This is a genomic window from Streptomyces sp. NPDC050147 (assembly GCF_040660195.1).
In the GTDB taxonomy this organism is placed as follows: Bacteria; Actinomycetota; Actinomycetes; order Streptomycetales; family Streptomycetaceae; genus Streptomyces.
In genome coordinates, this window is record NZ_JBFALJ010000022.1 from 1 (window position 1) to 20,300 (window position 20,300).

Annotated in this window: 20 protein-coding genes and 1 tRNA gene; 16 read left to right on the forward strand and 5 right to left on the reverse strand. The window is 69.9% G+C overall.

The features are described from left to right. Positions 1 to 944: 944 nt before the first annotated feature. The 9 genes from AB0I94_RS28855 to AB0I94_RS28895 all read left to right on the forward strand — a co-directional run bounded on the left by AB0I94_RS28855 (position 945) and on the right by AB0I94_RS28895 (position 8,625). Positions 945 to 1,136: a hypothetical protein gene (locus AB0I94_RS28855; protein ID WP_363312622.1), complete on the forward strand. Its 192-nt coding sequence runs from the start codon at positions 945 to 947 to the stop codon at positions 1,134 to 1,136. A gap of 55 nt (positions 1,137 to 1,191) precedes the next feature. After that, the gene (locus AB0I94_RS28860; protein ID WP_363312623.1) at positions 1,192 to 1,398 is read left to right on the forward strand and encodes a hypothetical protein; all 207 of its coding nucleotides are present in this window, start codon (positions 1,192 to 1,194) and stop codon (positions 1,396 to 1,398) included. 570 nt (positions 1,399 to 1,968) lie between these two features. Further along, complete coding sequence (locus tag AB0I94_RS28865; RefSeq protein WP_363312624.1) at positions 1,969 to 3,435, forward strand: alpha/beta fold hydrolase; 1,467 nt, start codon at positions 1,969 to 1,971, stop codon at positions 3,433 to 3,435. Beyond that, complete coding sequence (locus AB0I94_RS28870; protein ID WP_363312625.1) at positions 3,432 to 4,013, forward strand: hypothetical protein; 582 nt, start codon at positions 3,432 to 3,434, stop codon at positions 4,011 to 4,013. Before AB0I94_RS28865 ends, AB0I94_RS28870 begins: the two co-directional genes overlap by 4 nt. Positions 4,014 to 4,057: 44 nt before the next feature. After that, a complete protein-coding gene (locus AB0I94_RS28875; RefSeq protein WP_363312626.1) occupies positions 4,058 to 4,879 on the forward strand; it encodes a nuclear transport factor 2 family protein in 822 nt (273 codons plus the stop codon). A gap of 48 nt (positions 4,880 to 4,927) precedes the next feature. Next, on the forward strand, positions 4,928 to 5,683 hold the full coding sequence (locus AB0I94_RS28880; protein WP_363312627.1) for a class I SAM-dependent methyltransferase: 756 nt from the start codon (positions 4,928 to 4,930) through the stop codon (positions 5,681 to 5,683). Positions 5,684 to 5,721: 38 nt separating this feature from the next. Further along, positions 5,722 to 5,901: a hypothetical protein gene (locus AB0I94_RS28885; RefSeq protein WP_363312628.1), complete on the forward strand. Its 180-nt coding sequence runs from the start codon at positions 5,722 to 5,724 to the stop codon at positions 5,899 to 5,901. Beyond that, positions 5,898 to 7,628 carry an ABC transporter ATP-binding protein gene (locus AB0I94_RS28890; protein ID WP_363312629.1) on the forward strand — a complete coding sequence of 577 codons (1,731 nt, stop codon included), beginning with the start codon at positions 5,898 to 5,900 and terminating at the stop codon, positions 7,626 to 7,628. Before AB0I94_RS28885 ends, AB0I94_RS28890 begins: the two co-directional genes overlap by 4 nt. Positions 7,629 to 7,716: 88 nt before the next feature. Further along, positions 7,717 to 8,625 (forward strand): M23 family metallopeptidase, encoded by a 909-nt coding sequence (locus tag AB0I94_RS28895; RefSeq protein WP_363312630.1) that lies wholly within the window; start codon positions 7,717 to 7,719, stop codon positions 8,623 to 8,625. A 139-nt stretch (positions 8,626 to 8,764) separates the two neighbouring features. Here AB0I94_RS28895 and AB0I94_RS28900 read toward each other — a convergent pair. After that, positions 8,765 to 8,852 (reverse strand) — tRNA-Leu (locus AB0I94_RS28900). 181 nt (positions 8,853 to 9,033) lie between these two features. Here AB0I94_RS28900 and AB0I94_RS28905 point away from each other — a divergent pair. From AB0I94_RS28905 to AB0I94_RS28915, 3 genes are all read left to right on the forward strand, one after another. Further along, positions 9,034 to 10,386, forward strand: coding sequence for a M20/M25/M40 family metallo-hydrolase (locus tag AB0I94_RS28905; protein WP_363312631.1), 1,353 nt, complete (start codon positions 9,034 to 9,036; stop codon positions 10,384 to 10,386). Between the two features lie 184 nt (positions 10,387 to 10,570). Beyond that, the gene (chpH, locus tag AB0I94_RS28910; protein WP_363312632.1) at positions 10,571 to 10,804 is read left to right on the forward strand and encodes a chaplin ChpH; all 234 of its coding nucleotides are present in this window, start codon (positions 10,571 to 10,573) and stop codon (positions 10,802 to 10,804) included. 140 nt (positions 10,805 to 10,944) lie between these two features. After that, a complete protein-coding gene (locus AB0I94_RS28915; protein ID WP_363312633.1) occupies positions 10,945 to 11,754 on the forward strand; it encodes a chaplin family protein in 810 nt (269 codons plus the stop codon). Between the two features lie 87 nt (positions 11,755 to 11,841). On the opposite strand, the gene AB0I94_RS28920 is transcribed toward AB0I94_RS28915, so the two are convergent. Beyond that, positions 11,842 to 12,030, reverse strand: a complete 189-nt coding sequence (locus AB0I94_RS28920; RefSeq protein WP_363210842.1) for a DUF5703 family protein — start codon at positions 12,028 to 12,030, stop codon at positions 11,842 to 11,844. 47 nt (positions 12,031 to 12,077) lie between these two features. On the opposite strand from AB0I94_RS28920, the gene AB0I94_RS28925 reads away from it, so the two are divergent. Then, complete coding sequence (locus tag AB0I94_RS28925) at positions 12,078 to 12,875, forward strand: hypothetical protein (protein WP_363312634.1); 798 nt, start codon at positions 12,078 to 12,080, stop codon at positions 12,873 to 12,875. A 71-nt stretch (positions 12,876 to 12,946) separates the two neighbouring features. Here the strand turns inward: AB0I94_RS28925 and AB0I94_RS28930 are convergent, their stop codons facing one another. Both AB0I94_RS28930 and AB0I94_RS28935 read right to left on the reverse strand, forming a co-directional pair. After that, the gene (locus AB0I94_RS28930; protein WP_363312635.1) at positions 12,947 to 15,256 is read right to left on the reverse strand and encodes a helix-hairpin-helix domain-containing protein; all 2,310 of its coding nucleotides are present in this window, start codon (positions 15,254 to 15,256) and stop codon (positions 12,947 to 12,949) included. Next, positions 15,253 to 16,233, reverse strand: a complete 981-nt coding sequence (locus AB0I94_RS28935; RefSeq protein ID WP_363312636.1) for an aldo/keto reductase — start codon at positions 16,231 to 16,233, stop codon at positions 15,253 to 15,255. The genes AB0I94_RS28930 and AB0I94_RS28935 overlap by 4 nt, the downstream gene beginning before the upstream one ends. Before the next feature lie 176 nt (positions 16,234 to 16,409). On the opposite strand from AB0I94_RS28935, the gene AB0I94_RS28940 reads away from it, so the two are divergent. After that, the gene (locus AB0I94_RS28940; RefSeq protein WP_363312637.1) at positions 16,410 to 17,459 is read left to right on the forward strand and encodes an LLM class F420-dependent oxidoreductase; all 1,050 of its coding nucleotides are present in this window, start codon (positions 16,410 to 16,412) and stop codon (positions 17,457 to 17,459) included. Between the two features lie 222 nt (positions 17,460 to 17,681). Then, positions 17,682 to 18,470 carry a ferritin-like domain-containing protein gene (locus AB0I94_RS28945; RefSeq protein WP_363312638.1) on the forward strand — a complete coding sequence of 263 codons (789 nt, stop codon included), beginning with the start codon at positions 17,682 to 17,684 and terminating at the stop codon, positions 18,468 to 18,470. A 22-nt stretch (positions 18,471 to 18,492) separates the two neighbouring features. Here AB0I94_RS28945 and corA read toward each other — a convergent pair whose 3' ends face one another. Further along, on the reverse strand, positions 18,493 to 19,491 hold the full coding sequence (gene corA, locus AB0I94_RS28950; RefSeq protein ID WP_363312639.1) for a magnesium/cobalt transporter CorA: 999 nt from the start codon (positions 19,489 to 19,491) through the stop codon (positions 18,493 to 18,495). Positions 19,492 to 19,552: 61 nt separating this feature from the next. Between corA and AB0I94_RS28955 the strand changes: the two genes are divergently transcribed. After that, positions 19,553 to 20,239 (forward strand): histidine phosphatase family protein, encoded by a 687-nt coding sequence (locus tag AB0I94_RS28955; RefSeq protein ID WP_363312640.1) that lies wholly within the window; start codon positions 19,553 to 19,555, stop codon positions 20,237 to 20,239. Positions 20,240 to 20,300: the final 61 nt, after the last annotated feature.

Consider the following 20,300-nt stretch of genomic DNA (forward strand, 5'->3'; position numbering starts at 1 on the left):
GCTGCGACCGGCCCGACGCATCACCCTGGAGGCCGATGTGACCGAGGCGAGTGGGCCTCACGACCGGGACGCGCTGCTCATGGCTCCTTCTCTCGTCATGCCGCTCACCGCTGTCCGGTGCCGTTCCTCGCGCGAGCGCATGCAGCGCGGAAAGCGCCCAGCACTGGACCGGAGTTGTCGTGTGACGTCATTCGCGGCTAGGAAGACGTCCAGCGCGGGGCTCTGGTTCACCTTTTCGAGCAGCATAATATCTCCGTCCATTCGTGAATCGCACCCTCACCCGCTTTTCGACACTTACGTTTGTCACATTCAGCGGGAATCGGCCCACGTCACTACGCGGTTGCTCCGCGGCGGGTCAGCCATGGCTGGCCGGAAAGTGCCTGCCCGGCGCTCGGCGTGACCGGATCGGGACGAGGGCGGCCAAGTGCGGCCGTCAGCAAGGAGAGCGGGCTCGACCAGGGGTGCAACTCCACTGCCAGGGGAGGAGCCACCCTCGCCGGGGCTGAATACCGGTGGGCCAGTTTGAGCCAGCACGGCAGGCTGAATTCGGAACCCCAGCGCCCTCATTCTCACTGGTCAATGCGTAAAGCATGACTAATGTCATCACCAACTTCGCGCCAAGGGTGGAGAAGTGCCATCGGCCAGTCGTCTCCCATTTCCTTTCCGTGTGTGATGCACGTCACGCGTAATGGGCTTGATTCCAAGCTCTGCAATATTCATATAGTGGTGCCCGTAACGGGGAGTTGATCGATCGTTGGCGAGCGGGTGCCGAGTAAGAAACTCAGGCGACGCTCGGAATTTCAGCCGCCCATGAGGGACGTGCGTGGTCCATTGATTTCATGGGTGATATTCCATGCGGGAATCTTTCGGCATTTCACTGCATACAATCGGCGACGATTCCAACGCCCCGACGCCTCGATTTAAATCAACAGGAGGAATGGATCATGGGCGAGATCGCTGCCTTTATGAACCAGCAGGAGCTGGGCTCCCTCGAGGACGGCCTGATGAACGCCGACGGCACCCCTGTCATGGCCACCCCGGCCGTGGCCGTGCCGGTCACTGCCAAGATCACGGCGGGCATTGTCGCCTTCACCGTCCCGGTGGGCGCGTACGTCGCCGGCCGTGTCGTCAACTAAAGGCCGCCAGTAAAGGCCGCCAGGCTTTCCGAGCATCTTCGAAAAGGAGATCAGAATGACTCACATCATCGAAAGCGTGCGTTCGATCACGGCGCCGACCCTGACCGAGGGCGAGCAGGACCGTGTCACCCGCACCATGCCGGTCGCTTTCACCCCGGCCGTCCTGGTCACCTGCCCTTACGCGGGCGGCGGGCTCGCGGCCGGCGCGACCATCGTCGGCGCCTATGAGCTCGGCCGTGCCGCCGGCGCCGGCGGCAAGTAGAGAACACCGTCAGTAGCCCTTGACATGAGTGTGGGCTTCTGAAGCCGCTCGGAGTGTGATCTCTGCGAGCACCAGGCGAGCTGTCGGGCCGCGCCGCAATCGCGGCCCGACAGCTTTCAGATATTAGCTCACCCATGGTTCAGTCGTGAGGAACATCTTGTGAGACGAATAAAGAAGGTTGTCTCGTCGCTTTTCTCTCCGGTGCCAATATCCCGGGACCGTGCCCTGGGTCTGTCTGAGCGACTCTCCGCGCTCACCACTCTCTCCTCCTCTCTCGAATATCTACACCAGCACAAGCAGCTCGACCCCGGTGGACTAAACGACTGGGAAATCATGAAGGAGACTCCGGAGACCAAGAACCTGGCAATTCGTAAACTCACCGAGGCCGTCAGTGGCAAAAAGGCAACCGTGGCGATACACGTCGCGCGAGCCGCCGTGAGTGCCGGGCTCCTTTTTCCGGGAAACAGTCGATGGCGCGGGGCAGGCAGCCTTTTCCTCACGGCTTCCACCTCCCTGCTGCAAACACGCCACCGCTATGGCACAGACGGTTCGGACCAGGTGGCGAACCTGGTGCAGACCGCCACCGGCCTCGCCCGCCTCTCGAACAGCCCACAGACCAAGGACGCGTTCCTCTGGTACGTGGGGATGCAGGCGAGCCTCTCCTACGCGGCTTCCGGCTGGGTCAAGCTCATCGGTGAGAAGTGGCGTGACGGCTCGGCGCTGCCCGGGGTGATGCGCACCCGCACCTATGGGTTCGAGAGCGCCTACCGCCTCACCCAGCGCTACCCCCGGACCGCGAAATACCTGCAGCACAGTGTGCTCGCGATGGAATGCCTCTTCCCGGTCGTGTACCTCGCCGGAGGCAAGCTGGCCCGCCCGATGATCGCGGCAGCGGGAAGTTTCCACGTGGCCAACGGCTTCGTCATGGGGCTCGGACGCTTCATGACAGCCTTCCCGGCCATGCACCCCATGGTCGCCTACACCACGGCGCCCAAGACGCACCCCTTGGTGGCGGGTCGCGACGACCGCGCGGTGAAGGCCGCGGGCCTGTTCCTCGCCGGAGGCATCGCCGTCGCCGCCGCGGTCGCCGCCCAGCGCCGCGCCGTGGTCCTCGAAGGCTGGCCCACGTCACGGAAGTTCGTCACCCGGCACGGCAACGAACTCATGTACGAGACGGGCGGCCGGGACGACGAGACGAATGCTCCGGTGCTCGTCTTCTGCGCGGGGCTCACCTCGACCTCCGAGCACTTCGCCTGGATCACCGAGCGGTTCGTGAACGACTCGGACAGCGCGGTCGTCGCCTACGCGCGAGCCGGGTACGCGGGCAGCCTCCGCCGGACCAGCGCGCCCTTCGTCCTGGACGAGTCGGTCGACGATCTGGAAGATCTGATCCGCGCCACCGTGCCCGCGCACCGCAAGGCGGTCCTGGTCGGCCACTCCCTGGGCGGAGAGCTGATTCGCAGGGTCTCGGCCCGGATTCCGGACCGGGTCGCCGGCCTCGTCTACCTCGATCCGTCCCACCCGGCCGAGCTGCAGCGCTCCGAGCGCCAGAGCGACGGTGCGAAAGACCTCAACGACAACATCACGCACGCGGCCCGCTACCTCTCCCTGGGCACCGGCATCCTCATGAGCCGCCCCGCGTGGCTCGACAGGCTCCCGGCGAACTACCGGGACAAGGTGTTCGCCCAGTACACCGACGCCCGCCTCTGGAAGGCCGGCAAACGTGAATGGGCAGCGGTCGAGAAGGACTTCAGGTCCTTCGACGGTGACCTGCCGCAGGTGGCGGCGCCCGCACTGATCATCGCTGCGCAGCAGACCGTGGACCAGGACCCCGAGCAGCTCCTGATGTACAACGAACTGGTCCGGGTGCACCAGAGCGGTGAGGTGAAGGTCGTCGACGGAGCCGACCACGACTCCCTGCTGACCAACGCGCTGTACGCCCACAAGACGGTGCAGCACATGACCGACTTCTTGAAGCACGCCACGGGCGACGCGCACAGCGAGCCCGCCCTCGACGGACGAGGAGCACAGAGGTGAAGCCGACAGCCATGCTCAAGGACACCTTCACCGGTCCCGGCTCCTTGGCGCGCGTCGTGGGCGCGGGGATGCTGGTGGCGACCGTGGCCGCGCAGCATCCGCACCCGGCGTTCGACCGGGTCCGCGGTAAGGACCTCTTCTCGTTCATACCGAACTGGAAGTTCTTCGCCCCGAACCCGGCGACACACGACTTCCACTACGTCTACCGCACCCTCGACCACACGGGCGGGACGTCGGAGTGGAGCGAGATCGACATGATCGAGCCCCGGAGGATGTACCAGGCGTTCTGGTTCGCCACCCGCCGCCCGGAGAAATCGGTGTTCGACCTGTGCACCGCCATCCTCCAGCAGGCCACCAAGGCCGGTGCGACGGAGGTGCAGAAGACCTCCTCCTACCGGGTCCTCGCCGAGTTCATCCGCAAGACGATCCGCGAACAGCAGGGTGAGGCGAACGTCAAGGGCTTCCAGTTCGCGGTCGTACGAGCCGCGGGGCACGACACCAGCGAAGAGCCCGAGCCCCTGTTCATCTCCCCGTACACCCCGATGCGCCGGGTCGGTCCGCACCTCGCCGCGGCCTGAGCACCACCGAGAACCACCGCCACACCAGTGTTGGAGAACGCGCCATGACCACCGCCCCGATCCCCGCCGATGACTTCGTCGGTTACCTTCGCACCTACACCGCCGACGCATTCGCCTCCGAGGAGAGCCTCGAAGACGTCTGGGACCGCTACCACGTCCCGGACGCCGGCCACGTGGTCAACCGGAAGCAGCGCGACCGGAGCGGCGCACTGAAGAACCTCGCGCAGTGGCGGGCGGACCAGACGCCGTACGAGCTGTGGATCCACGAGGCGGTGGTGGACGGCGACCGCGCCGCCGCCCGCTACACCATCAGCAAGCCCCTGGTGATGCAGGTACGGCACAACACCGAAGCGGTGATCTTCGCCGACCTCGCGGACGACGGACGGGTCGCGTCCACCGTCACCACCGCGCGGTCGACGTACGGATGGGGCGGCGCCGACACCGAGACGTGGGACAGCGACGCGGCAACCGTCGGCGCACCGAGCGGTGCGCCGACGGACCCCGCGGCCTACCTCACGACCTTCGCGGAGCTCGCCAACGACCCGGGCGTGCCCCTCGAAGAGGCCTACGACCGGTTCCACACCCCGGACTCCGTCCAGTACATCAACGGCACGTCGATGCAGCGCCCCGCGGCCCTGCAGTCCCTCGCCGCGGCCCGCGACAAGGGGCCCGACTACACCCTGGACGTCCATACGGCGCTCACCCAGGGCAACCGCTTCGCCGCCCGCTACTCCATGGTGCCCTCGCGGGACGGGCGCCGGGCAGGCGAGATGGAGGTCTTCACCTTCGGCGAGTTCGCCGACGACGGACGCGTGCGCCTCCTGCGCTCCGTGATGCAGACCAGGAGCGGCTACTGGCCCACCTGAGCCGCGCCACAGCCCCCGGACACCGCCCATGGGAAGTGACACCCCGTAATGACCAGCACAGTTGCAGACATCGGCTACGGCGCGCAGTTCGCGAAGTGGTACGACCGGATCTTTCCCCAAGGCGCCGACGCCCAGGCCACCGCGGACGCCCTGGCCCGACTCCACCCCGACCCCGAAACCGGAACCATCGAGTTCGGGGTCGGCACCGGACGCATCGCTGTCCCGCTCTCCCAGAAGACCGGACAGGTGACGGGAGTCGACTCGTCCCCGGAAATGCTCGCCCAACTCGCCGACGCCCCGGGGAGCGGCCAGGTCGTCCCCGTGCACGCCGACATCCGCACGTACACCGACACCCGCACCTACGGCCTGGTGTACGCGGTGTGCGGAACGCTGTCGATGCTGCTCAGCCCCGAGGACCAGCAGGAGACGGTGCGCCGCGCCGCCGAACTGCTGCACCCCGGAGGGCGGTTGGTGGTGGAGACCGGCAACCGCCCCGCGGTCGAGGCCCTCCACGAGGGCCGGCTGCGCACCACCCTCTTCACGCCCTACCCGGAGCCGGGAACGGGACTGCAGACCCACTCCACGCTCACCTCTGAGATCTGGCAGTGCTCCCACATCTGGTACGAGTCCGACGGCAGCACCCGTGTCGGCAGTGAGCTGGCGCGCCTCACGACCCCCGACGAGGTCGACGGATACGCCACGGCGGCCGGACTCACCCCCGAAGGCCGCTACGCCGACTGGAACCTCTCCCCCTACACCGAGCAGTACCCGATGTTCCTGACCACGTACACGAAGAGCGCCTGAACCACCGCCGGTGCAGCGAGCAGCACAAGGGAGGAACCATGATGACAACAAGCCGTGCGGTGTGGTTCGCGGTCACGTTCGCCTTCGCCGCGCCCGGCATGTCCGCGGTGTTCCGGGAGAACGGGCGGCTCACCCGACGGGCGATGGCCCTCGGCATCGTCTTCGCCACGAGCATCGCGGTGATCATGGCCATCTCCTTCGGGCAGGACGCGTCGTGAACTTCTCCGCGATCGTCCGGCGCCACCGGGTGCTCCTCGCCGTGGGCATCCTCCTCGGTCTCGGCGGCACCGCCGCGACCCTCGTACAGCCGCTCCTCATCGGCGACCTGATCGAAGCCGTCTCCCTGGACAAGTCGACGACCTGGCCGATCCTGTCCATCGCCGGCCTGTTCGTCGCGGACGCGGCGCTCGCCGCCACGCACTTCTACCTGATCGGCCGGGCGGGCGAGAACATCGTCCTCGACATGCGCTCCACCCTGACGGGACGCTTGCTCCACTCCCGGATACGGGCCTTCAACAAGCTCGAACACGGTGACGTGTTCACCCGTACCGTCTCCGACACCTCGCTCGCCCGGATCGCCCTGTCCTCGTCCGTCGCCCAGATGATCACAGCCGGATTCACCACGGTCGGCTGCATCGCCGTCATGGCCTGGATCGACTGGCGGCTGCTCCTGGTCACCGCCGGCTGTCTCGGCGCCGCGTCCACCCTCGCGCTGTTCCTGGCCAGAGCGGTCCGCAAGGGGGCGGTCCAGAACCGCGAGGACACCAGCGACTACGGGTCAGGACTCCTCCGGGTCCTCGGCGCGCTCACCACGGTCAAGGCCTCCGGCGCCGAGCACCGCGAAGCCGAGCGGATCGACGCGCTCGCCGACGCCGCACGCGGCAGCGGAATCCGGGTGACCCGGCTGTCGGCGATGCTGATGCCCGCGATGAACGTGGGCACCCAGGTCTCCCTCGCGGTGGTGATCACCTGGGGCATGGCCCGCACCACCACGGGAGCCCTCCCGGCCGCGGACCTCACCTCCTTCATCATGTACCTCTTCTATCTCGTCTCACCGCTGGTCACGCTCTTCATGTCGCTGGGGGAGTTCCAGCAGGGCCGGGCCGCCATCGACCGCGTCAACGACCTCGCCACCATCGACCAGGAGACCGTCGGGGCCCCGGCGGGACCTGTGACGGCGCGGGGCCGGGGCGAGTCCGAGGGCGCCGCCGCCGTCGAGTTCCGAAACGTCACCTTCAGCTACTCCGACACCGCGCCCCGAGCCCTCGACGACGTCTCGTTCGCGCTTCCCCCCACCGGTGTCACCGCGATCGTGGGGCCGTCAGGTGCGGGCAAGTCCACACTGTTCCAGCTGATCGAACGCTTCTATGACCCCGACAAGGGAACGGTCCGCGTCTCGGGTGACGACGCCGCTCTCCTGCCACTGCGGGAACTCCGCTCCCGTATCGGCCTGGTCGAGCAGGACTCCCCGCTCATGCGGGGCACGGTCCGCGAGAACCTCGTCTACGCCAGGCCCGACGCCACGGCGGAAGAGATCGCCCAGGCCGTGGAGGCGGCCCACCTCACCGACGTCGTCGCCGCCTTGCCGGACGGCCTCGACACCAACCTGGGGGAGGGCGGCGCCGGGCTCTCCGGCGGCCAGCGCCAGCGTCTGGCCATCGCCCGGGCCTTGTTGACCCGCCCCGCGGTCCTGCTCCTCGACGAGGTCACGTCGAACCTCGACTCGGACTCCGAGAGGGCGTTGCGCTCCGCCCTCACCACCATCGGAGCCCACTGCCAAGTGCTCACGATCGCCCACCGCATCTCCACCACAGCAGGCGCCGACGAGATCCTCGTCATCGAGCAGGGCCGGCTGAGAGCCCGCGGCAGTCACCTGGAGCTCATGGCGGAAGACGCCACCTACCGGCGCCTGGCCAGCCAGCAGTTGGCCCCCATCGGAGCCTGACAGAAAGCCGAACCCCGCCGGAACCCGTCACTCCACCGTGACAGGATGCGGGCGCCGCCCGTACTGACACACCTGCGAAGAGGTGCACATGCTCGTGATGCTGTGGAAGCGCTATGGCCTGGTGTTCGCCGCCGGTGCCTTGTGCGTCGTGGTGAACACGCAAGGTCTCGGCCCGCTCTGGTACACCGGCGTGGCGCTGCTGATCGTCGGTCAGACCATGCGCGTGACACTGATCCGCGCCCAGCGCCCGCCCCAGGACCGCGAGCCGGTGCTCCTCGGCATCCCTGTCACCGGGCGCTGGATGGCGCTCAACGGCCCGGCCACGAAGGTCCCCAGCCACACACACAGCCATGCGCAGACGTACGCCATCGACCTGAAGCATGTCCCCGAGGCGAGCGGCGACGACGGCGAGGGAGTCACGCCGCAGGCACCGCCTTTCCGCTGGATCTGGCCACTCGCCCGGCGCCCCCGCCTCTATCCCACGTACGGCATGCCCGTGCTCGCCCCCGCCGACGGAGTCGTCGTCGCGACCGGGGGACGACAGCGGGACCACCTCTCGCGCATGTCGCTCCCCGCCTTCCTCTTCCTCTACCTGGAGGGCTTCGTCCGCAGTCTCGGCTGGCCGGCCCATCTCATGGGGAACTACATCATTCTGGACATCGGCGACGGCGTGTACGCGGCCTTCGCACATCTGCGGCGCGGCTCGCTGCGCGTAGCCGTGGGCGACCGGGTCACGGCGGGCCAAGAGATGGCCGAATGCGGCAACTCCGGCAACTCGTCCGAGCCCCACCTGCACTTCCAGCTGATGGACGGCCCCGACGTGATGACGGCACGAGGTGTGCCGTTCGCATGGCGCTACCGCGACGACGAGGGCGAGGAACACACCGGCGTACCCGAAGACAGCACGCACTGCGTCCCTGTCTCACCCCTGTCGGGACCGCTCCAGGTGACGGGCGGGCCGGATCTGCCCGAAGGCCCCGACGCCCGCGGCCGGTGATCACCCGGCCACAGCGCCCCCCCCCGCAGCCGTGCGGGGGGCGTTCCACGAGGCGCGCGGATCAAAGCCGAACACCTTCGCGGGCAACACAAAGCGCTGGCCGGGATCGCTCCCGACCAGCGCGTTCGTGGTCAATCTTTGGTGTCCGAGGGGGGACTTGAACCCCCACGCCCGATAAAGGGCACTAGCACCTCAAGCTAGCGCGTCTGCCATTCCGCCACCCGGACCGGTGGTCTCTCGCGGTTTCCCGCGGCGACGTGGAAAACCATAGCAAACATTCGGGGGCCTCTGATCACACAGGTCAGGTGCGTGAACCGCGTATGACGGCGGGTGCCCGGCCTTGGGCGTCGGCGGGGGAACGCGGGAGGATGAGGGGGACCACCAGCAGCGATAGCGGGAGGAACCATCGTGAGCGAGTCGAGCAGGGCCGACAGGGCGGACGCGGCGGACCGGTCGCGGACCGTCACCGGTGAGGACGAGGTCGTCGATCTCTGCCGCGATCTGATCCGCATCGACACCAGCAACTACGGCGACCACTCGGGCCCGGGGGAGCGCAAGGCCGCCGAGTACGTCGCGGAGAAGCTCGCCGAGGTGGGTCTCGAGCCGCTGATCTTCGAGTCGCACCCCGGCCGCGCCTCCACGGTGGCCCGCATCGAGGGTGAGGACCGCTCCCGGCCCGCGCTGCTCATCCACGGCCACACCGACGTCGTACCGGCCAACGCCCAGGACTGGACGCACCACCCCTTCTCCGGGGAGATCGCGGACGGCTGCGTGTGGGGCCGTGGCGCCGTCGACATGAAGGACATGGACGCGATGACCCTCGCGGTCGTCCGGGAGCGCATGCGTACCGGCCGCAAGCCTCCGCGCGACATCGTGGTGTCCTTCATGGCCGACGAGGAGGCCGGCGGCACGTACGGCGCGCGCTACCTCGTCGACAACCACCCCGAGCTCTTCGAGGGCGTCACGGAGGCCATCAGCGAGGTCGGCGGCTTCTCCTACCAGGTCAACGAGGACCTGCGGCTCTACCTCATCGAGACGGCCCAGAAGGGCATGCACTGGATGAAGCTGACCGTGGACGGCACCGCCGGTCACGGTTCGATGATCCACAAGGACAACGCGATCACGGAACTGTCCGAGGCCGTGGGCCGGTTGGGCCGGCACGAGTTCCCGGTGCGGGTGACCAAGACGCTGCGGCACTTCCTCGACGAGCTCGGCGACGCGCTGGGCACCGAGCTCGACCCCGAGAACATGGATGAGACGCTCGCCAAGCTCGGCGGCATCGCCAAGCTCATCGGCGCCTCGCTCAAGAACACCGCCAACCCCACCCAGCTGGGCGCGGGCTACAAGGTCAACGTCATCCCGGGGCAGGCGACGGCGCACGTCGACGGACGCTTCCTGCCGGGGTTCGAGGAGGAGTTCCTCGCCGACCTGGACCGGCTGCTCGGCCCGCACGTGAAGCGCACGGACGTGCACGCGGACAAGGCCCTGGAGACCACCTTCGACGGCGCGCTCGTCGACGCCATGCAGACCGCGCTCCAGGCCGAGGACCCGATCGCCCGCGCCGTGCCGTACATGCTCTCGGCGGGCACGGACGCCAAGTCCTTCGACGACCTCGGCATCCGCGGCTTCGGCTTCGCGCCGCTCAAGCTGCCGCCGGAGCTGGACTTCGCGGGCATGTTCCACGGTGTGGACGAGCGGGTGCCGGTGGACGGCCTGAAGTTCGGTGTGCGCGTGCTCGACCGGTTCATCGACGCCTCCTGAACGCCGGTCCGTACGCCCCCGCGCGAGAGGAATGTGTGCTGAAACGAAACTCCAATAATCGTCAGCGCGTGCGCATTTGACTGAAAAGAGTGAAAGCGACCATACGCTCGTAGCCTCAATACTTCCTCCTCGTTACAGGTGGTGCGGTCCGCGGCTGGGATCGCATTGCCAACAAGGAGGAATAATGATCAAGAAGGTCGTCGCTGCTGCGGCTGCTACTGGTGGTCTCGTGCTCGCTGGTGCGGGTATCGCTGCTGCCGATGCCGGTGCTCAGGGTGCCGCTGTGAAGTCCCCCGGTGTGCTCTCGGGCAATGTCGTTCAGGCACCCGTCCACGTGCCGGTGAACGTCTGTGGCAACACGGTCTCCGTGATCGGGCTGCTGAACCCCGCCTTCGGCAACACCTGCGTCAACAAGTGACGTTGCAGTGCCTCACCCCATGAGGGTCTGAGTCTGTCGGCCCCGGAGTGCGCGCCATGCACTCCGGGGCCTTCCGGCATTCCGTGTGCGCGCCCCGAGGCGCGCACGCATTCCTGAAAGTCACAAGGCAGGGAAAACCTATGCGACAGGTCACTCGTAAAGGCCTGATCACGGTGGCGGCCGCGACGGGCGTGCTCGCGATCAGCGGTGGATACGCGCAAGCCGACTCGGGCGCCCGCGGGGGAGCGTCGGATTCTCCGGGAGTCGCGTCCGGCAACTCGGTCCAGCTCCCGGTCAACGTGCCGCTGAACGTCTGCGGCAACAGCGTCAACGTCGTCGGTGTGCTCAACCCGGCGGCGGGCAACAACTGCGTCAACACCTCCGACGAGGGTGGCGGCGGCAACGACAAGCCCTCGGGCGGCGGGTCCTCGGCGGACGGGCACACCAGTGACTCGCCGGGCGTCGCCTCGGGCAACGACGTTCAGCTGCCCGTCGACGTGCCGGTGAACGTCTGCGGCAACAGCGTCACCATCGGCGGCCTCGGCAACGCGACCGGCGGCAACGACTGCTCGAATGACGCGGGCGAGGGGACCCCGCCGGGCAGCGAGAAGCCACCGGGCGAGGGGACCCCGCCGGGCAGCGAGAAGCCGCCGACGAAGCCCGAGCAGCCGCCGGGCGGCCCGGAGAAGCCTCAGACGCCGGAGAAGCCGGGCGGGCAGGAAGAGCCGGGGAACCCCGGTGCGCCGGGTGAGAAGCCGGGGGACGACCGGACGGAGCCGAACCAGCCGGGGGCGAACCAGCCGGGGGCGCAGACCATCGCGCAGCCCAAGGGCTCGGAGACGCTTGCTCAGACGGGCAGCGAGCTGCCGGTCGGCGTCGTCCTTCCGGTCGGTGCGGGCATGCTGCTCGCGGGCACGGTGCTGTACCGCAGGACGCGGTCGAACGCTTGATCAGGGTGCGCGTCGCCGCCTGATCCGGTACGCAGAACGGAGGGTGCCCCGGCTGATCGGGGCACCCTCCGTGCTCGTTCCCTCACCTCACCAAGTGGCCCGCAGCTGGCGGATGATCCGCCGCTTCAGCCGCACCCTGCGGCTGCCGTCCGTGCGCAGGCTCAGGCGGTCCAGTTCCCAGTGGCCATACTCTGCGTGGTCGGTCAGCAGGCGCGTCGCTTCCTTGCGGGTGACCCCGCGCGGCACATACACGTCGACAAATTCGTATTCCGGCATCGCATCTATTGTGCAAGTACGGGCCCGGTACGGATAGCGTCTGCACTATGTCTGATGCTGCGCAGCCCACCGCTGCCGAGGTACGCGCCGCCGCCGAGGCGGTCAAGACCGCGCTCGACCGTCACCTTGCCGCGGTCGAACGCAGGTCGGGGGAGGACGACCCGGCCGTCTACGAAGCGTTCAACGAGCTGGCCGCCGCGGCCGAGGAGTACGACGAGCTTCTCTACGACCGCCATGACGAGGTCACCCCCTTCGAGATCCCCGGTTCCGACAGCGGAGTGCTGCCGCCGTACCAAGGCCCGGAGGAGGCGAACGCGCTCAGCGTGCTGATCCGCAGGGACTACGCCGTGGCGGAGCCGCAGCGGCTCCTCGCGCAGGCCCAGCGGGTCGCCGACCTCGACGCGGGCACGGCGGGCGAGAGTCCCGCCGCCGCGGCGGCGGGCAGCAGTGTGCACGCCGCGCTCGGGGTCCTCTTCGGTGAGTTCGAACCGGATGAGATCGCTTCCCGGCACAAGGAGTTCGGCCTGGAGGAGGGTGACTCCACGCTCTGGGTCACCGCGGCGGACGAACCCGCCGAGCCGGGGGAGTGGCTCGACGCCCCCTTCGACCAGGCGGACCCGCACCGGGTCGTGTGCCGGTTCGACGTCAGCGCGGTCTTCGACGACGAGCCGGACGACGACGGGATCGAGGTCGACCCCGACGTCCACGTCCGTGTCGATCCCGACGCCGTGGCGGTCCTGGAGGAGCTCGACGAGGTCGAGGAGGTCGAGGAGGTCGATGACGTCGATGAAGCGGACGTGCTCGACGTCGACGACGACAGAAGACCTCTGGACGCGGATCGCTGACCCCGCGGGCTCGCGGGTGCCGGTGGCCGCGGCGGCCACCGGCACCTGGGAGCGCGAGACCGTTCCGCGGCTCAGGCCGTGGTCGGGACCTGGGGGCGCAGGAGGGTCTGGAGGCGTGTCGTGCGGGCCTTGGCGGGGATCTCCGCCACCGCGCGCGGCAGCGCCTGCTCGGCGCCCTGGACCACCGAGAGGTGGCGCTCACCGCGGCTGAACGCGGTGTAGACCCACGGCCTGCTCAGGGCCGCGGTCGCGTCACCCGGCAGCACCACGACCGCCGCGGGCCAGCTCAGGCCCACGGCCTGGTGCGCGGTGAGCGCCCAGGCGTGCCGCACCGTCTGCTCCACCTGTTCCTTCGCCACGACGACGGGGGCGCCGTCGCACTCCAGGTGCAGCCCCTCCGCGTCGGCCCGCAGGACCCGGCCCAGCGTCGTGCGCCCGGGCGCCGGGACGTGGGCGACGCGGTCGCCGGGATCGAAACCGGCGAACCGGCCGGGGCCGGGATTCAGCCGCTCCTTGAGCGCGGTGTTCAACGCGCGCGTGCCCGCGGCGCCGCCGTGCCCGGGAGTGATCACCTGGGTGTCCTCCGGGGGCACCCCGATCGCCCGCGGCACCGAGTCCGCCACGAGCTGGACCGTGCGGTGGACCGCCTCGCCCGCGTCGCGCACGGGGACGATCACGACTTCCTTGCCCGGCGCCTCGACCTGGGTCAGCTCGCCGATGCCGATGCCGGAGACCAGTTCCCCGATGGGCCCGGGGTCCGGGACGCGTGAGACGACCTGCGGGCAGCAGCGCGCCGCCAGGAGGTCCGCGAAGACCCGGCCGGGGCCCGCCGACCACAGCACCCCCGGGTCGCCGCTCAGCACCAGCCGGGCGCCGTCCGGCAGGGACTCCACCAGCATCGCGGCGGTCTCCACGTCCAGCTGCGGCGCGTCCAGGACCACCAGAAGGTCGAGGGCGAGTGCGCCGTCCCTGTCCCGCCCGGGGCCCTCCGCGCCCGACAGAAGCCCCGCCACGGTCGCGGTGCCCGCCTCCTGCGGGCTCGTCCCCTCCGGGCCCGTGTCGTCCGTTCCGGACTCGTCCGTGCCCGCGAGCGCGGCGATGCGCCGTCGGCCCGCGGAGCTGTGCGTGACCGCCCAGGACCGCAGGCCGAGACCCGCGGCGGCCTTGACCACCGCGGCGGGCTCGGCACGCGCCGCCTCGCCGCCGGTGTGCAGCACGAGACCGTGACCGGCCACCGCGCGGATCAGCTCGGCGGTGGAACTCGAGGCCTCGCCTGCCGCGGACTCCCATGCGGCGGCCCGCGGGCCCGAACCCTCTTCCTTGGTCAGGGAGTTGATCACCCGGGCGAGACCGTCGGCGAGGCTCTCCTCCGCGAGGGCGTACTGCTCGAGGCCGACCAGGACGCGGACCGGCTGCTCCGTCTCCTCGCCCTCGCTGTCGCCTTCTTCCCGCGCGGGGGCCGGCGTCCCCGGTGTCTCGACGGCGTCCTGGAAGACCAGGATGTCGCCCTCCGCGATGGCGCTCTGCACCGCCGCGTCCGGATCGGGCACGGCACGCCGGCCGAGCGCCGCGGTGAGCGCCGCCGCGTCCAGGGCCGTGTGCCCCGCGACGGCCGCCTGCTCCAGGAGCCACGCGGTGATCGCGCGGCCCCTGCGCTCGTCCTCGGGCCCGCACTCCGCCCCCAGCAGCGCCCGCGCGAACCCGTCTGCCTGTTCCGTGCGCACGCCGCTGACCCGCAGCAACTGCCAGGGGTCCGCACGCAGCCGAGCGTCGGCGCCTTCGCCGAGCGCTGCCGCCGTCCGCGCGGCGAGGGCGGCGGGCGCGCCGCCCTCGGCGAGCACGGCGCGGACTGCCTCCACGGTCTCGTCACCGGGGCCCGAGGGGGCCGCCGCGGTGGGCTGCGGCCGCCGCGCGGGCTCCGGAGCCGACTTGCGGGGCGCGGGCCCGGGCTCGCTGAAGGCGCTGGCGACCGGCTTCTCGCCGCTCTCCACCGCGCGCACCGCGGCCAGCAGGTCGGCCGCCGTGCCGCTGAGCTTCGCCCCGGCGTCGACCGGCCCCTGTTTGGCGGCCTTCCGCTCGGCGATCCGCTCCTGGAGCTCCCGCTGAGCGGCGATCTCCGCTTCGGTCTCGGAGAGCTCCTTGCTCTCCGCGGCGGCTTCGGCACTGGCCGAGCCGCCCGCCTCGCCCACGCCGTCGGAACCGGCCTCGGCGGCAGCGGTGTGAGGCGCGTCGCCGTCGGCGGAGCCGCCCGCTTCGGCTGCCTCTTCGGAGCCCGCGGTGTCGGCCGCGCCCTCGGCCTCCGGCGCCCCCGCTCCGGTCTCCTCCGCGGCAGCGGCCTTCTCCGCTTCCTCCGCGGCAGCGGTTTCCGGCTCCGTACTCACAGGGTGCTCCAGTCGTGATCGGGGTAGCGGTGCACGGGCGCCGACACGTCGTCGAGCGCCCGGCAGATCTCGTCAGGAAGACTAAGGGTCTCCACTGACAATGCGGCCGTGAGCTGCTGCGCGTTGCGCGCGCCGACGATCGGGGCGGTCACTCCGGGGCGGTCGCGCACCCAGGCGAGAGCGACGTGAAGGGGCGTGGCCGCGAGGCCGTCCGCCGCCGTGGCGAGCGCGTCGACGACGCGGCTCGCGGCGTCGTCGAGATAGGGCGCGACGAACGGCGCGAGGTGCTCGGAGGCGCCGCGCGAGTCGGCCGGGGTGGAGTGGCGGTACTTCCCGGTGAGCACGCCGCGGCCGAGGGGCGACGAGGGCAGCAGACCCACGCCCAGGTCCATCGCGGCGGGCAGCAGCTCCCGCTCGACGCCGCGCTGGAGCAGGGAGTACTCCATCTGCGTACTGGCCAGGCGCGTGCGCGTGCCCGGGGCGGCGAGCTGCCACGTCGCGGCCTTGGCGAGCTGCCAGCCCGAGAAGTTCGAGACGCCCGCATAGCGCGCCCGGCCGCTGCTGACGGCGATGTCCAGGGCATGGAGCGTCTCGTCCAGGGGCGTACAGGGGTCGAAGGCGTGCACCTGCCACAGGTCCACGTAGTCCGTCCCCAAGCGCGCCAGGGAGGCGTCGAGCGCGGAGAGGAGGTGGCCCCGAGAGCCGTCGAAGCGGCGGTCGGGGTCCGGCACGCTGCCCGCCTTGGTCGCGATGACCAGGTCGTGCCGCGGCACGAGCCGCTCTATGAGGCGTCCGAGCAGATATTCGGCCTCCCCGTCGCCGTACACATCAGCCGTGTCGACGAGGCTGCCACCGGCTTCCCAGAACACCTTCAGCAGATCGGCGGCGTCGCTCTCCTGGGTGTGCCCCCAGGTGAGGGTGCCGAGTCCGATCCGGGACACGCGAAGGCCGGTACGGCCGAGATGCCTCTGCTCCATGGGCGCTGAGATTACTGGCCGTGCTCCAGCGGCGTGAGGGGCTGTGGACAAACCCGTGCCTGTGGAAAACCCGCTAACCCCCCGGCCACCCCCCGAGCCCGCCACTGACGATCCCCGCACCCACGCGCTACAGTCCCCGGCACAGGGACGTTACTGCTCAGTAAGGGGATTCGGCCATGCAGCTCGGGATCAACCTCGGCTACTGGGGCGCGGGGATGGACGCGGACAACCTCGCCGTCGCCAAGGAGGCCGACAAGCTCGGTTACGCGGTCTGCTGGGCCGCCGAGGCCTACGGCTCGGACGCCGCGACGGTGCTGTCCTGGGTGGCCGCGCAGACCGAACGCATCGACATCGGATCGGCGATCTTCCAGATCCCGGCCCGGCAGCCCGCGATGACCGCCATGACGGCGGCCACGCTCGACTCGCTCTCCGGCGGCCGCTTCCGCCTGGGCCTCGGCGTCTCGGGACCGCAGGTCTCCGAGGGCTGGTACGGCGTCAAGTTCGACAAGCCGCTCGCCCGCACCCGCGAGTACGTCGAGATCGTCCGCAAGGCGATGACGCGAGAGCGCCTCAGCCACGAGGGCGAGCACTGGACGCTCCCGCTGCCGGGCGGACCGGGCAAGCCCCTCAAGCTCACCGTCCACCCGCAGCGCGAGCACATCCCGCTGTACGTCGCCGCGATCGGCCCCAAGAACCTGGAGCAGACCGGCGAGATCGCCGACGGCGCCCTGCTGATCTTCCCCGCCGCCGAGCACCTGGAGGAGACCGCGATCCGTCACCTGCGGGCGGGGCGCGAGAAGGCGGGCAAGACGATGGACGGCTTCGACGTGGTCCCGACGGTGCCGCTCGCCGTGGGCGACGACGTCAGCGGCCTCGCGGACATGTTCCGCCCGTACACCGCCCTCTACGTGGGCGGCATGGGCAGCCGCAAGCAGAACTTCTACAACCAGCTCGCCCAGCGCATGGGCTACGAGAAGGCCGCCGCCGAGATCCAGGACAAGTACCTGTCCGGTGACAAGGAGGGCGCGGCGGCCGCGGTGCCGCGCGAGCTGATCGACTCGACCACGCTGCTCGGCTCCGTGGACCGCATCGCCGACCGGATGCAGGCCTACGCGGCCGCCGGGGTCACCACCCTGACGCTGGCGCCGGCCGGCTTCACGCTGGATGAGCGGATCGCGGCCCTGCGCGCGGGTACGCAGGCGCTCGAACGCGCTGGACTGGCGTAACCGGAGGGAGAGTTCTGCGGCCGTGGTGGGGGCTCGGGGGTCTTCCCCGCCACGGCCGTCACGGGGCACAACGCGTCATGGAGCCCGTCGGTTACGGCCCCGTCCGGGGGCGGCTGTCCTTCGTTCGGGGGAGCTGTCCGCGACACCTGTTGCCACACCCGCGCCGCCGCATTTGACTTGTTGGTTGCGGAGGTCCGCGCGGAGGGCATGGAGGTGCCACTGATGCTTTCGGCCAGGAGTGTCTTCGAGGAGATCCTCGACAACGACGAGTCGTTCCAGCTCTTCTGTTCCATCGCCGCCAGTGGAGAGTCGCAGGGCGGCTGGGAGAACGGGCGCATCGCGGCGCTGCTCCCCGAGGGCCGGCGCCACCTCACCGCCAAGGTCACCCGGCACGGCGCCGACGAGGACAAGCACGGGCGGATCTTCAACGCCCTGTTGAAGAAGCGCGGTCTGGCACCCGTCCCTGTCCCGCCCGAAACGGACTACACCATGCTCCTGGAGCAGAAGGGCATCGGCCTCGCGCACGAGAAGCTGCGCCGACAAGAGCCGCTGACCGAGCGGGACGTCGTCGTCTACCTCGCGCACAGCCGCGTCACCGAACAGCGCGCCGCCGACCAGATGGACATGCTGGTCAAGTACTTCGGCGACCACCCTGAGGTCGGCAAGGCCATCAGGATGATCTGCCACGACGAGGACAACCACCTGGCGTACTGCCACGAGGAGCTGCTCAGCCTGGCGGCGGCGGGACACGGGCGGACGATCCTGGACACCCTGCACGAGTGCGCGCGCGCCGAGACGCGTGTGTACCGCGACGTGAGCATCGCCGTGATGGGCCACATGGGACGCATCCTGGGCTGGCCGAAGGCCAAGTCGGCGGCGCTCGCCTCGGGTGTCAACGCCCTCTACGCGTACGAACGGCTCGGCGGCTGGCGGCGGATGGTGTCCCTGAAGATGCCCGAGCGGCGCGACGCCCTCGGCGGGCCCGCCACGTCGGCCGCCGGATTCGCCTGACCCGGCCGCCGCCCGAAGGGGCCTAGAGCCAGCCGCGGTGCTTGAACAGCCGGTAGAGGAAGAACTCGATCGCGACCATCAGCAGGATCACCGCCGGATAGGACCACAGCCAGCGCAGCTCGGGCATGTGGTCGAAGTTCATGCCGTAGACCCCCGCGATCATCGTGGGGACCGCGGCCATGGCCGCCCACGCCGAGATCTTCCGCATGTCGTCGTTCTGCCGCACGCTCATCTGCGCCAGGTGCGCGGAGAGGATGTCGGACACCAGGCGGTCGAGGCTGTCCACCCAGTCGTTCACGCGCGTCAGATGGTCGCTGACGTCCCGGAAGAACGGCTGGGCCGTGTCCTTCACGAAGGGCACGTCGGGCGCGAAAGGGCCCGACCCGGACAAGCGCATCATGGGCATCGCCAACGGTCCCGTGGCCCGGCGGAACTCGACGATCTGCCGCTTGAACCGGTAGATCCGGGACGCCGTGTTGCGGCTGCCCCCGCTGTCGGGCGAGAAGACCTCCGCCTCCAGCTCCTCCAGGTCGGTCTGCAGCTCGCCCGCGACTTCCAGGTAATGGTCGACGGTGGCGTCGGCGACCGCGTACAGGACGGAGGTGGGGCCGTGCCTGAGCATCTCCGGCTCGGCCTCCATGCGATGGCGTACGGCACCGAGGGGCGAGCCCTCGCCGTGCCGCACGGTCACCACGAAGGCGTCGCCGATGAAAACCATGACCTCGCCCGACGACACCGCGTCGCTGTCCGGCTCGTACACGACCGGCTTCAGGACCACGAAGAGGGAGTCGTCGAACACCTCAAGCTTGGGCCGCTGATGCGCCTTCAGGGCGTCCTCCACCGCCAGCGGATGCAGCCCGAACTCCCTGCTGACGTCGTCGAACTCCGCCTCGGTCGGTTCGTGCAGGCCCACCCAGACAAAGGCGTCCCCCGCGGCACGTGCCTCACCGAGGGCATGCGAGAAGTCCGCCTCGCACTCGGTGCGGCGGCCGTCCCGGTACAACGCGCAGTCCACGATCACGGGGGCATTCTTCCGAACCTCTGCTCGGGGCGCACCCCCGCGTCGGCTTAGGCTGGCCCGCATGCCCACGCTGATCCTCGTCCGGCACGGACGATCCACCGCCAACACCGCGGGCCTGCTCGCCGGGTGGACCCCCGGCGTGGCCCTGGACGAGCGCGGCGCCGCACAGGCCGCCGCGCTCCCCGGACGCCTCGCGGACCTGCCGCTCGCCGAGGTCGTCACGAGCCCGCTGCAGCGCTGCCAGGAGACCGTCGCACCGCTGCTCGCGGCCCGGCCCGACCTTCGGGCGCACACCGACGACCGCATCGGGGAGTGCCACTACGGCGACTGGTCGGGCCGCAAGCTGGCCGAGCTGTCCGACGAGCCGCTGATGGAGGTCGTACAGCAGCATCCGTCGGCCGCCGCCTTCCCGGGCGGCGAGTCCATGCGCGCCATGCAGACGCGGGCGGCCGAGGCGGTACGCGAGTGGAACGCGCGCGTGGAGCGCGATCACGGCCCCGACGCCGTGTACCTGATGTGTTCGCACGGCGACATCATCAAGTCCCTTGTCGCGGACGCCATCGGCCTCCATCTGGACCTCTTCCAGCGCATCTCCGTGGAGCCCTGCTCCGTCACCGCCATCCGCTTCACACGCCTGCGCCCCTTCCTGGTACGCCTGGGAGACACCGGCGACTTCGGGTCGCTCGCGCCCCGCGTGGAGCCGTCGGGCAGCGACGCGGCGGTGGGAGGCGATGCGGGAGCACCGTGATCGTCACCCGCAGTAGGGTGCAGTCGTCGCGCCGAACGGGCGCAAATGATCAACCGCAGTC

Coding starts and splice junctions, on each gene's coding strand:
- AB0I94_RS28880 (WP_363312627.1), top strand. CDS start 4,928: ATGACCAGCACAGTTGCAGACATCGGCTACGGCGCGCAGTTCGCGAAG.
- AB0I94_RS28920 (WP_363210842.1), bottom strand. CDS start 12,030: ATGCCGGAATACGAATTTGTCGACGTGTATGTGCCGCGCGGGGTCACC.
- AB0I94_RS28925 (WP_363312634.1), top strand. CDS start 12,078: ATGTCTGATGCTGCGCAGCCCACCGCTGCCGAGGTACGCGCCGCCGCC.
- AB0I94_RS28940 (WP_363312637.1), top strand. CDS start 16,410: ATGCAGCTCGGGATCAACCTCGGCTACTGGGGCGCGGGGATGGACGCG.
- AB0I94_RS28895 (WP_363312630.1), top strand. CDS start 7,717: ATGCTCGTGATGCTGTGGAAGCGCTATGGCCTGGTGTTCGCCGCCGGT.
- AB0I94_RS28875 (WP_363312626.1), top strand. CDS start 4,058: ATGACCACCGCCCCGATCCCCGCCGATGACTTCGTCGGTTACCTTCGC.
- AB0I94_RS28915 (WP_363312633.1), top strand. CDS start 10,945: ATGCGACAGGTCACTCGTAAAGGCCTGATCACGGTGGCGGCCGCGACG.
- AB0I94_RS28855 (WP_363312622.1), top strand. CDS start 945: ATGGGCGAGATCGCTGCCTTTATGAACCAGCAGGAGCTGGGCTCCCTC.
- AB0I94_RS28935 (WP_363312636.1), bottom strand. CDS start 16,233: ATGGAGCAGAGGCATCTCGGCCGTACCGGCCTTCGCGTGTCCCGGATC.
- AB0I94_RS28860 (WP_363312623.1), top strand. CDS start 1,192: ATGACTCACATCATCGAAAGCGTGCGTTCGATCACGGCGCCGACCCTG.
- AB0I94_RS28945 (WP_363312638.1), top strand. CDS start 17,682: ATGCTTTCGGCCAGGAGTGTCTTCGAGGAGATCCTCGACAACGACGAG.
- AB0I94_RS28955 (WP_363312640.1), top strand. CDS start 19,553: ATGCCCACGCTGATCCTCGTCCGGCACGGACGATCCACCGCCAACACC.
- AB0I94_RS28885 (WP_363312628.1), top strand. CDS start 5,722: ATGATGACAACAAGCCGTGCGGTGTGGTTCGCGGTCACGTTCGCCTTC.
- chpH (WP_363312632.1), top strand. CDS start 10,571: ATGATCAAGAAGGTCGTCGCTGCTGCGGCTGCTACTGGTGGTCTCGTG.